At 59.3% G+C, this 11,462-nt stretch carries 11 protein-coding genes; 7 read left to right on the forward strand and 4 right to left on the reverse strand.

The genetic code is table 11. The annotated features are described in order from the left end of the window. Positions 1-37: 37 nt before the first annotated feature. The 4 genes from L8I05_RS08545 (at position 38) to L8I05_RS08560 (ending at position 3,620) form a co-directional block, all read left to right on the forward strand. A complete protein-coding gene (locus L8I05_RS08545; protein WP_242168255.1) occupies positions 38-733 on the forward strand; it encodes a heme utilization protein in 696 nt (231 codons plus the stop codon). A 62-nt stretch (positions 734-795) separates the two neighbouring features. Beyond that, a complete protein-coding gene (locus L8I05_RS08550) occupies positions 796-1,473 on the forward strand; it encodes a C39 family peptidase (protein WP_159955945.1) in 678 nt (225 codons plus the stop codon). Between the two features lie 37 nt (positions 1,474-1,510). Beyond that, positions 1,511-2,260 (forward strand): hypothetical protein, encoded by a 750-nt coding sequence (locus tag L8I05_RS08555; RefSeq protein ID WP_242168256.1) that lies wholly within the window; start codon positions 1,511-1,513, stop codon positions 2,258-2,260. 49 nt (positions 2,261-2,309) lie between these two features. Continuing rightward, positions 2,310-3,620, forward strand: coding sequence for a hypothetical protein (locus L8I05_RS08560; protein WP_242168258.1), 1,311 nt, complete (start codon positions 2,310-2,312; stop codon positions 3,618-3,620). A 138-nt stretch (positions 3,621-3,758) separates the two neighbouring features. Here L8I05_RS08560 and L8I05_RS08565 read toward each other — a convergent pair whose 3' ends face one another. Then, positions 3,759-5,084, reverse strand: a complete 1,326-nt coding sequence (locus L8I05_RS08565) for a sigma-54 dependent transcriptional regulator (protein WP_242168260.1) — start codon at positions 5,082-5,084, stop codon at positions 3,759-3,761. Between the two features lie 345 nt (positions 5,085-5,429). On the opposite strand from L8I05_RS08565, the gene L8I05_RS08570 reads away from it, so the two are divergent. Beyond that, positions 5,430-5,690 carry a hypothetical protein gene (locus L8I05_RS08570; protein WP_065906499.1) on the forward strand — a complete coding sequence of 87 codons (261 nt, stop codon included), beginning with the start codon at positions 5,430-5,432 and terminating at the stop codon, positions 5,688-5,690. Positions 5,691-5,793: 103 nt separating this feature from the next. Here the strand turns inward: L8I05_RS08570 and L8I05_RS08575 are convergent, their stop codons facing one another. Genes L8I05_RS08575 through gnd form a run of 3 tightly spaced genes read right to left on the reverse strand, consistent with a single transcriptional unit; the run spans position 5,794 to position 9,118 of the window. Then, positions 5,794-6,618 (reverse strand): Cof-type HAD-IIB family hydrolase, encoded by an 825-nt coding sequence (locus L8I05_RS08575; RefSeq protein ID WP_242168262.1) that lies wholly within the window; start codon positions 6,616-6,618, stop codon positions 5,794-5,796. After that, entirely contained in the window at positions 6,615-8,138 is a 1,524-nt protein-coding gene (gene zwf / locus L8I05_RS08580; protein ID WP_242168264.1) for a glucose-6-phosphate dehydrogenase, read from the reverse strand. Before zwf ends, L8I05_RS08575 begins: the two co-directional genes overlap by 4 nt. Then, a complete protein-coding gene (gene gnd, locus L8I05_RS08585) occupies positions 8,135-9,118 on the reverse strand; it encodes a phosphogluconate dehydrogenase (NAD(+)-dependent, decarboxylating) (RefSeq protein WP_177015691.1) in 984 nt (327 codons plus the stop codon). The genes zwf and gnd overlap by 4 nt, the downstream gene beginning before the upstream one ends. A gap of 270 nt (positions 9,119-9,388) precedes the next feature. Between gnd and L8I05_RS08590 the strand changes: the two genes are divergently transcribed. Next, positions 9,389-9,565: a DUF6026 family protein gene (locus tag L8I05_RS08590; RefSeq protein ID WP_277931697.1), complete on the forward strand. Its 177-nt coding sequence runs from the start codon at positions 9,389-9,391 to the stop codon at positions 9,563-9,565. A gap of 152 nt (positions 9,566-9,717) precedes the next feature. Then, positions 9,718-11,460, forward strand: coding sequence for a phosphoethanolamine transferase CptA (locus L8I05_RS08595; RefSeq protein WP_242168266.1), 1,743 nt, complete (start codon positions 9,718-9,720; stop codon positions 11,458-11,460). The last annotated feature ends 2 nt before the right edge of the window (positions 11,461-11,462 follow it).

Raw genomic sequence — 11,462 nt, forward strand, 5'->3', positions numbered from 1 at the left:
AACACTTAACCAACTAATAGAAGCAAGGAGATACACCATGAAAACTACAATGGCTCTTAAACCACTGGCTTTCGCTCTCGCTGCGCTCATGGCTGTTGCTGCTCAAGCGGGTCAACCTAACCATCATCCTCAGCCTGCGCCAACGACCGCTTCCGCGACGACGCTGGACGGTCAAAGCAACCACTCCAACGTGGTGATCAATGACAAAACCAAAAACAACGCTTCGGCCAATGACTCCTACAACCACATCAGTGGCGTAGCGAACGGCAACGTGCTGAGCGGCGACAACAACCAAGGCAAAAACGACGTGGCCATCGTTTCCGGTGATGCCGACTTCGTGTTCGCCAGCGCCGGTACCGCACAATCGAACACCGGCAACTTCGTGCTCAACAGCGGCACCAAAAACAACGCTTCGCTCAACGACAGCGGCAACAACGCATCGGGCATCATTCAGTTGAACGCAGCCTCTGGCACCTCCAACCAAGCCAGCAACAGCACTGCAATTGCCTCGGGCAATGGCGATGGTGGCGCAGCAGCGGTCACCGGCGTGCAGGACGTGTCGGGCAACCTGACGCTCAACCTGAGCAGCGGCCACGGCTGGAGCACCAAACCTGTGGTCAACAACGCCAGCGTGAACAACTCGATGAACTACAGCTCGGGCGTATCGAACTCCAACGTTCTGTCGGGCAGCAACAACCAAGGCCAGAACAACGTAGCAATCACTCGCTTCTGATCCAGATCGGGCCTTGGCAACAAGGCCCTTTTTATTTCCAGTGTCCAACAGGTCATACGATCATGCGCCTCGTTGCCGTCCTCCTTTTGCTCGCACTCACCGGCCCGACCTGGGCAGGCCAAGTGGCAATCGTCATGCCCGGTGGCGGGCTGATGTACAAAAAGGTCGAAAGCATTCGCGAGCGCAAATTCGCCAACCTGGTGGAACAGAAAACCGATTTCAGCTGCGGTGCCGCCGCGCTGGCGACCATCTTGCGCCAAGCCTATTGGATGGACGTGGATGAAGACCACGTCATCAAGGGCATGCTGGTCAATGCCGACCAGGATTTGGTGCGCACCCAGGGCTTCTCGATGCTCGACATGAAGCGCTATCTGGAAAGCATCCACATGCGTGCCAAGGGCTACCGGATTACGCCCGAAGTACTGATCACCGTGAAAGTGCCGGTAGTGGTGCTGCTGGAGATTCGCGGCTACAAGCACTTCGTGGTGATGCAGCGTGCCGACAAGGACTGGGTGTACATCGGCGATCCCGTGCTGGGTAACAAGCGCTATGCCAAAGACGATTTCATCAAAGGCTGGAATGGCATCGTGTTTGCGGTTATCGGCGAGGGCTACGACAAGACCAACGCCTTGCTCACCCCGCCCGCCCCACTGACCGCCAAGAACCAGCTGAACGAGTTCAGCCCGGTACGCGACAGTGAATTGATGGACTTCGGTTTCATCCAGAGCGACTTCTTCTAGAAGCGCAATAAGGAGCAGGACGCTCCAGGAGCAAACGATGAACACTCTCCGTTGGCTGACGGTCATGTGCCTGGCAGCCGCAGCACCGGCTTACGCCTCCTCGGCGTTCAAGCCGATCGAACTCAAGGACTCGGAAATGGCTGACCTGCGTGGGCGCTATGTGATGCCCGGGCGAATTGTCAGCTTCGGCATCGTGATGAGCAGCACCTGGACCAACGCCGCCGGTGCGAGCGTCACCGGCACCGCGAATATGCAGGTCAACTCGTCCACCATCACCCCACAGTTCTACGTGCAGATTACCGGCAACGACGGCAGCGGCGTGATCAAGCAGCCTGAAGGCACCGGCACGGTGGTGGGTGGCTCCGGCCTGGGCAGCGGCCAGGGCGTCGTGCAAAGCGTGCGCGCCGCCGGTGATGGCAACACCGCCAGCAACGGCGTCGATATTAACGTTAACAAAAACGGCCTGGCACCTGCCAACTACGTGCAATCCGGGCAGGCCTTGATGGCCGGCCAGCCGATTACCGGTGGCACCGCGGCGGGCCAGGTCACGGTCACGGCCAACAATGGCGGGCTGCAAATGGCCCTCCAGGCTAATAACAACCAAGGCAATGTGGTGCAGCAAATCGGCGGTGGCAACGTGCTGCAAGGCACCGTTATTCAGGGCAACAGTAACTTCGTGAACAACTTGACCCAGCTCAATGTGGTGTTGGGCAACAACGGTTTGAACAACATCACGCAGAACCTCAACCTGGATCAACTCAAAGGCCTACGCCCTGCCGGATATTGAACTACGCTGTGCCTCGACACTTACGCATTAGAAAGGGACGGCTTATTTCATGCATCGATCGTTATCGTTACGTGCCGTGGTTTGCTTGAGTACGCTCCTGCCCGCATCCATGTTGTATGCCGCGCCGGATGCCGATATCGAAACGTTGAAGCAGGAACTGCTGGAGCTCAAGCAACGTTATGAAGTGCAGCAAAAAGCACTGGCCGTATTGGAGCAACGCGTACGCCAAGTAGAAGACCAACCCGCCACACCCGCGCCAAAACGCTTGGCCAAATCCCCTGCCGACTTCCAGAAAGGCGGCACCACGGTGGCCGGCAATACGCGTAGCGTCGGCGCCGCTGCAGCCTCTGGCGGCGCAGCGGGTGGCAGCTCGTACGGGCAGAGCCTCAAGGACGACTCCGCCCCGGCACAAAGCGTGAGCAACTTGTACAACGAGGCCAGCGGCTTTTTCGGCAACGGCAAGTTCAGCTTTGAAACCGGCATCACCTATGCGCGCTATGACGCTCGCCAGTTGTCGCTTAACGGTTTTCTGGCGCTGGACTCGATTTTCCTCGGCAATATCAACCTGGACCGAATCAAATCGGACAGCTGGACCCTGGACCTCACCGGCCGCTACAACCTGGATAACCGTTGGCAGTTCGACTTGAACGTGCCGGTGGTGTACCGCGAATCGACTTACCAGTCGGGAGGCGCCGGCGGCAACTCCAACGCCACATCGGAAGGTACGGTCACCCGTGACCCGACCATCGGCGATGTCAACTTCGGCATTGCGTACAAGTTTCTCGACGAGAGCGCCAACCTGCCGGATGCGGTGGTGTCGGTTCGCGTCAAGGCTCCCACCGGCCAAGACCCTTACGGCATCAAGCTGATCCAGCAACCCGGCAACGATAACCTCGCCGTGCCGGAAAGCCTGCCTACGGGTAACGGTGTGTGGTCGGTGACGCCGGGCATTTCCCTGGTCAAGACCTTCGACCCGGCCGTGCTGTTCGGTTCGCTGTCTTATACCCATAACTTCGAGGACTCGTTCAGCGACATCAGCCCCAACGTCAACCAGAAAATCCCCGGCAAAATCAGCCTGGGCGACAGCTTCCAACTCGGTGTGGGCGTAGCGTTTGCCCTCAACGAGAAGATGAGTATGTCGTTTTCCGTGTCTGACCTGGTGCAACGTAAAAGTAAGGTCAAGCAGAGTGGCCAGGATTGGCAGTCGGTGGTGTCCAGCGATGCGAACGCCGGTTACTTCAACGTGGGCATGACGATTGCGGCGTCGGAGAACCTGACGATTGTGCCGAACCTGTCGATTGGGATGACGGATGATGCGCCGGACTTTACGTTTAGTCTGAAGTTTCCGTATTACTTCTAGGGATGGCGGGACGCGGAGCGTCCCAGGCTACATTCCCACGCGGAGCGTGGGAACGATCATCCCACGCAGAGCGTGGGAACGATCACGATCAGCCCCGCAACGATAAGGGTCGTTGCGGGGCTTTTCGGTTTACCCGCCCTAGCGGATCTGGTGTTTGTGCAGCAACCGGTAGAACGTCGGCCGGGAAATCCCCAACACGCGGGCGGCGACACTCAGGTTGTCGCTGTGCCGGTTGAGCACATCGCACAGCGCCTGTCGTTCGGCGCGGTGCTTGTAATCTTCCAGTGTAGCCATCGGCGGCGCGATTGCCTGCTCGCCTTGCAGTCCCAGATCAACGGCTTCAATCTGCCGCCCTTCAGCCAGCACCAGGCCACGCCGCACGCGGTTGGCCAACTCACGCACATTGCCCGGCCACGGGTGTTGCCCCATGGCCACCAGTGCATCTTCGCTGAAACTGCGCGGGCGCCGGCCGGTTTCCTGGCTGTAGAAACGCGAAAAATGATTGGCCAGCATTGCCACATCGCCATGGCGCTCGCGCAGCGGCGCGGTCATCACCTGCAAAACGTTGAGTCGGTAATACAGGTCTTCGCGAAAGGTGCCCTTGGCCACTGCGGCCTCCAGGTCGACGTGAGTCGCCGCCAGCACGCGCACATCCACCGGGATGGGCTGGCTACCGCCGACGCGCTCGATCTGTTTTTCCTGCAGAAAGCGCAGCAGGTTGGCTTGCAGCTCCATGGGCAAGTCGCCGATTTCATCGAGAAACAGCGTGCCGCCATGGGCCGCCTCGATACGCCCGACTTTGCGCTGGTGCGCGCCGGTAAATGCACCTTTCTCATGGCCAAACAGTTCGGACTGGATCAAATGTTCCGGAATGGCGCCGCAGTTGATCGCCACAAACGGCTTGGCATGGCGCTGGGATTGGCGATGCAGGGTCTTGGCCACCAATTCTTTACCGGTGCCGCTGTCGCCGCGAATCAGTACCGGTGACTCCGTGGGCGCGAGCTTGGCCAGCAATTTGCGCAGTTCACGGATCGGCCGGCTGTCGCCAAGCAACTCATGTTCGGGCTCGTCGACCAGCGCGTAGCCTTTGCCCCGCAGGCGTGCCATGCCGAACGCACGCCCGAGGGTGACCTGCACGCGCGCCACGTCAAAGGGCAGCGTGTGGAAGTCAAAAAACCACTCACAGACAAAATCCCCGACATTTTGCAGGCGCAGCACATCCTGGCTGAGCACGGCGATCCATTCAGTGCCGCTGCGGCTGATCAACTCCTTGACCGCTTCGGGCCGTTCAAGGTGCTCGGGCTGCAAGCGCAGCAAGCCCACATCACAGGAGCGATCACCTACGGCGCCCAGCGCACAGCTGTCCACTTCCCACCCGGCCGTGCGCAAGCCGGGTAATAGCGCGTGGCAATCCTCACAGGGATCGACCACGAGCAGGCGACGTTGGACAGGTGTAACAACCATGACTATTCCTTGGCGCCAGAATTATTAAAGTTATTTAGAAACAATGGTTTGTGAGGCCTGGCGCTAACACTAGCAAGGTATTGACGCGCGCCTTGTACCGTTTCGCTATAAGTGTTGGCAGAAAGCCACTTCTGCAGTGTCTGGGGTTAAAAACTGAAGACGCGTTAACCCCCTCATTCAGCGACCAAAACAGCCGCTTACATGACGTTAATCAGGAAAAGTTGAAATTTCTTGCTCTAACATGTGACCCGTACCCCGCCATCGTGCATCAGTACAAGTAACTCACCGTTTGGCCCGCCCAACCAACGGCACACACTTGATGGGCATTTTAGAGAGAAGACCCACATGAACGCCCCGCTCCGCATCAACGAAGCTCTTTTGATCGCAGACCGTGCTTTCCAACCCTTTCAATGCGTGGCCTGGCACGATGGCAATGGCGCCCTCAGCCTGAGCGTCATCGACCGTACCAATACCCGTATCGGCAGTAAACAGCTGTCTTCGAGCGCCTATACCGACCCTGCGCAACTGGAAAACTTGCTGTTGCAGGCGCGCGCCGAACTCGACAAAGATGGCCATCAGTTGCAGTCGTGGGCAATGCCGAAGTAAGTCGCCCAAGTAAGTCGCCCAAGAAACTTCCGATCATTGCCTGCCAGCAGCAACAATGATCGCAAGTTGGGTGTTAGAGCGTGGGCACTTCAAGTTGGCGTTATTATTTCGCCGCGAGAATAAACCGCTCAATGGCTTGCGCAGCGCCGTCCTCGACATTGCTGCCGGTAACGACACTGGCTTGGCGCTTGACCACTTCTTCCGCCTGGCCCATGGCAATCGAAAAACCTGCCACGTGAAACATCGCCGGGTCGTTGCCGCCATCGCCGATGGCCAGCGTTTGCTCAAGCGGCACCCCAAGGTGCGCGGCCAGGGCCTTCAAGGCGTCACCCTTGTTGGCGAGCATGGCCGTCACGTCGAGGTACACCGGCTGTGAGCGCGACACATGCGCCAACCCTTCGACTTTGGGCTGCAGCTGCGCTTCCAGGGCTTTGAGCAACGGCGCGTTGTTACTGGCGGCAACGATCTTGTCGACGCGATCCAGGTAGGGCTCGAAACTCTCCACCACTATCGGCCCGTAACCCAAGCCGGCCGCCTCCCGCGCGACCATCGGGCCAGGCGGGTCACGGCGCAGCCAATCGCCGTCGGCGAACAGCCAGACTTCGACGTCCGGCTCTGCGCTGAACAGCGCCAGCGCCATCAAGGCCGCTTCTGCCGGCAAATGATGCGCCAGCAGGATGCTGCCATCGGGGTTGACCAGCGTACCGCCATTAAAGCCCGCCACCGGCACATCGATGCCGAACGCCTCGACCATCTGCATCATGGCCTTGGGCGGGCGCCCGCTGGCCAGGCTGAAGAACACCCCGGCATCGCGCAACGCGCGCACCGTGTCGATGGTGCGTTGACTGGGGGTGTGATCGGGGCGCAGCAGCGTGCCGTCCATATCACTCAGTACAAACCGGATGGGATGGATCGTGGCGTCACTCATCCGAGGCTGTGCCAGGTACGGCCGTCACGGGCCAGCAAGGCATCGGCCGCTGCCGGGCCATCTTCGCCAGCCTTGTAGGCCTGGATGCCGTCGTCCTCTTTCCAGGCATCCAGGAATGGCTGTACCGCACGCCAACCGTTTTCGATGTTGTCGGCGCGCTGGAACAGGGTCTGGTCACCGGTCATGCAATCGTAGATCAGGGTTTCGTAACCCGTCGACGGCTGCATTTCGAAGAAGTCCTTGTAGTCAAACCCCAGCTCGATATTGGCCATTTCCAGGGTCGGCCCAGGCTTTTTGGCCAGCAGGTCGAACCACATGCCTTCGTTCGGCTGGATCTGGATCTTGAGGTAAGTGGGCTTGAGCTCATCCACGTCAGTATCGCGGAACTGCGCGTAGGGCGCGTGCTTGAAGCAAATCACGATTTCAGTGTCGCGAATGCTCATGCGCTTGCCAGTACGCAGGTAGAACGGCACGCCAACCCAGCGCCAGTTGTCGATCATCACCTTCAGGGCAACGAACGTCTCGGTGCTGCTATCGGGCGCGACATTGGCTTCTTCGCGGTAACCGGGCAGCTGCTTGCCGGCGATTTCACCGGCGGTGTACTGGCCGCGCACCGAGTTGGCCCGCGCATCTTCCAACGACCAGGGCCGGATGGCACCGACAACCTTGGCTTTCTCGCCCCGCACCGCATCGGCGCCAAACGCCGCCGGCGGTTCCATGGCCACCATCGCCAGCAACTGGAACAGGTGGTTGGGCACCATGTCGCGCAGGGTGCCGGTTTTTTCGAAGAAATTACCCCGGGTTTCCACACCGACGGTTTCAGCCGCAGTGATTTGCACGTGGTCGATGTAATGGTTGTTCCAGAACGCTTCGAACAGCACGTTGGAGAAACGACTGATGAGGATGTTCTGCACCGTTTCCTTGCCCAGGTAATGGTCGATGCGATAGATCTGCTTCTCGCTCATCACCTTGAGCAGGCTCGCGTTCAGGGCTTCGGCGGTCGCCAAGTCGGAACCGAAAGGTTTCTCGATCACCACACGACGAAAGCCTTCGTCGGTTTCATTGAGCAAACCGGCGCTGCCCAGGCGCTGCACCACTTCACTGAAGAAGCGCGGTGCAGTGGCCAGGTAGAACACCGCGTTGGCGGTGCCGCTGTCGGCGATTTTCTTGCCGATGTCCGCGTAGGTGCTGTCGTCGAGGAAGTCGCCCTCGACGTAGCTGATGCCTTTGGCCAACTGCGCCCACAGCTCGGGGTCCAGGGCGTTATCGGCATTGCCCTTGACCTTGCTGGCGGCCTCGGTGCGAATAAAATCCTCGAGCTTCTTGGCAAAGTCGGCGTCACTGATGGCGTTGTGATCAACGCCGACAATGCGCAGGCCGTCGCCCAGCAGCCCATCACGGCTCAGGTTGTACAGCGCCGGCATGAGCAGGCGCTTGACCAGGTCGCCATGGGCGCCAAACAGAAACAGCGTGGTCGGTGGAGCGGGTTCGGCCTTGGATTTCTTGCCGTTAACGGTCATTTTTTGGAAGTCTCCACATGGCCGCCAAAGCCGAAGCGCATGGCAGAAAGCATTTTGTCACCGTAGGTGCTCTGCTGGCGGGAACGGAAACGCGCGAACAACGAGGTAGACAGCACCGGCACCGGCACCGCTTGTTCCATGGCCGCTTCGATGGTCCAGCGGCCTTCGCCACTGTCGGCCACGGAGCCCGAATAGCCGTCGAGTTTCGGGTCGGTGGCCAAGGCGTCGGCGGTCAGGTCCAGCAACCACGACGAAACCACGCTGCCACGGCGCCAGACTTCGGCGATGTCGGCGACGTTGAGATCAAAGCGCTGATCTTCCGGCAGGTTGTCCGAGTTCTTGGTTTTGAGGATGTCAAAACCTTCGGCAAAGGCCTGCATCATCCCGTACTCGATGCCGTTGTGAATCATCTTCACGAAATGCCCGGAACCGGCTGGGCCTGCGTGAATGTAGCCATGTTCGGCTCGTGAATCAGCCGACGCGGAACGGTCCTTGGTGCGCGGGATCGTGCCCAGGCCTGGGGCCAGGCTGGCGAAAATCGGGTCGAGGCGCTGCACGGTCTCGGCGTCGCCACCGATCATCATGCAATAACCGCGCTCCAGGCCCCAGACGCCGCCGGAGGTGCCGACGTCGACATAGTGCAGGCCTTTTTCCGACAGCGCCTTGGCACGGCGCACGTCGTCTTTATAGTTGGTGTTGCCGCCGTCGATGATTACGTCACCGTCTTCCAGCAGCTCACTCAATTCATTGATGGTGTTTTCAGTCGGGTCGCCTGCAGGCAACATGACCCAAACGGCGCGCGGCTTTTGCAGGCCGGCTACCAGGGCTTTCAAGTCGGCAACGCCGGTGGCGCCCTCTTCGCTCAAGCCTTTGACGAATGCTTCGTTACGGTCGTATACAACGGTGGTATGCCCATTGAGCATCAGGCGCCGCGCAATGTTACCGCCCATGCGGCCTAGTCCGATAATCCCCAGTTGCATGTGCTGATGCTCCTAACTGCTAAATAAATGTGTGACATAGTTTATAGCGCAATGAGGCTAATGAGGGTTAGTCCAGAGCGGATCCGTGTAGTTTCATGACAAAAAGTTGGCCATCGTTTCAGCATCACCGCCCAAAAAGTCACACGACCATCAAAAATAAAAAAGTTCCCTTGATTCAAAAAAGAATTCAGAATTGCTTCCGACTGGTGTCGAGCCCCTCCCCTCACGCGTTCCGACATCGCGATCTACCGGCTATTTGCGAGGCAAGCAATGAGCACAGCACAGATGACCCGCCCGCCACAGACCCTCTACGTCAGCGTCCGTCGCGATGAATTGCGCCAGTTGAAAGACGAACGCGATCAACTGCAGCAGGAAGTCCTGCGCTTGCGCTCGTACCTTCAGGCCCAGATCAGTCAGGCGTCCGGCACCCAGCCCGCGCTTTGCTGAACGTGAGCTGAACGAACCGTTCAGGAATAACTCACGAAGTTTTCACACCCTCCTCCCGATACTCCCGCCGAATAGGGCCGCCCACACGTGGCAGCCCTTGTGTTGCGCGCATTCCTGCGCGGTGACTGGCAATTATCGGGTTGGAGCGCTGGATGGCGATGTTCAAACGCAGCACGAAGTCTGCGAAAGGCTTTGATTGGGCCGGCCTTGGCTGGCTGTTCCTGTTTTTCTGGTATTTCTCGGGTATCACCCAACTCCTGATCCAACTGACCGGCACCTCCGGGTTCAGTGGCTTTCGCCAAGCCTTCTTCCTGAGCGCCTTCTGGTTGGCGCCGATGCTGCTGTTCCCGCGCCAGACCCGCGTGCTCGCCGGATTGATCGGCGTGGTGCTGTGGGCCTGCTCCATGGCCAGCCTTGGTTACTTCTTCATCTATCAGCAGGAGTTTTCGCAAAGCGTCATCTTCATCATGTTCGAGTCGAACATCTCTGAAGCCGGCGAATACGCGACCCAATACTTCGCCTGGTGGATCGTGCTGGCGTTCATCGCCCATACCGCCTTTGCAGTGTTCCTGTGGACCCGCCTGCGCCCGGTCTACCTGCCGCGCGGCCAGGCGATCCTGGCGGCGACTGCGATTGTACTGGCGGTGGTCGGCTACCCGCTGGTCAAGCAGATTGCAACCAACCCGACCATGGAACTGGCCATCGACGGCTTCGAATCCCGCGTCGAGCCCGCCGTGCCATGGCAGATGATCGTTGCCTACCGCCGTTACACCGAACAACTCAACAGCATGCAAGGCATGCTGACCAGTGCCAGCCAGATCCCGCCCTTGAAGAACCTCAAGGACACCATGGCCGGCCAGCCCTCCACGTTGGTGCTGGTGATCGGCGAGTCTACCAACCGCCAGCGCATGAGCCTCTACGGCTACCCGCGTAACACCACGCCGGAACTGGATAAGCTGCGCGACCAGCTGGCGGTGTTCGACAATGTCATCACCCCGCGCCCCTACACCATTGAAGCGCTGCAACAGGTGCTGACCTTCGCCGACGAAGAGAACCCGGACCTGTACCTCAAGACGCCGTCGATTGTCAGCGTGATGAAACAGGCCGGCTACAAGACCTACTGGATCACCAACCAGCAGACCATGACCAAGCGCAACACCATGCTCACGACCTTTTCCGAGCAGGCCGACGAGCAGGTGTACCTCAATAACAACCGCAACCAGAATGCCCGCCAATATGACGGCGACGTACTGGAGCCTTTCGCCAAGGCCATGGCTGACCCTGCTGAACGCAAATTCATCGTGGTGCACCTGCTGGGCACGCACATGAGCTACCAGTATCGCTACCCGCCGACCTTCGACAAATTCACCGATCGCCAGGGCGTACCGCCCGGCATCAGCGATGAACAGCTGCCGGTCTACAACAGCTACGACAACGCGGTGCTGTACAACGACTTCGTGGTGTCGAGCCTGATCAAGGACTACGCCAAGACCGACCCGAACGGCTTCCTGCTGTATCTGTCGGACCACGGCGAGGACGTGTACGACTCGGCCGGCCACAGCACCCTGGGGCGTAACGAAGGCAAACCCACTGCGCCGATGTACACCATTCCGTTCATGGCGTACGCCTCGCCGAAGTGGCGGGAAACCCACGACTGGAGCTTCGCCAGCAGCCTGCAGCGCCCTTCCAGCAGCTCGCAATTGATCCACACCTGGGCCGACCTTGCCGGGTTGAGCTTCGATGAATGGGACCGCAGCAAGAGCCTGGTCAATGCCAGCTTCAAGCCGCGTCCGCTGATGATTGGCGATCCTTATATCGGCCAGAAAAAGGGCCTGATCGATTTCAGCATGCTCCAGCCGAAGAAGCCGAATGCCGCTGAAGTGGTCATCAAGTAGCC

The sequence above is a fragment of the Pseudomonas sp. MONT-RG-20F-20-E-7-02 genome (genome assembly GCF_022662395.1).
Taxonomy (GTDB): Bacteria; Pseudomonadota; Gammaproteobacteria; order Pseudomonadales; family Pseudomonadaceae; genus Aquipseudomonas.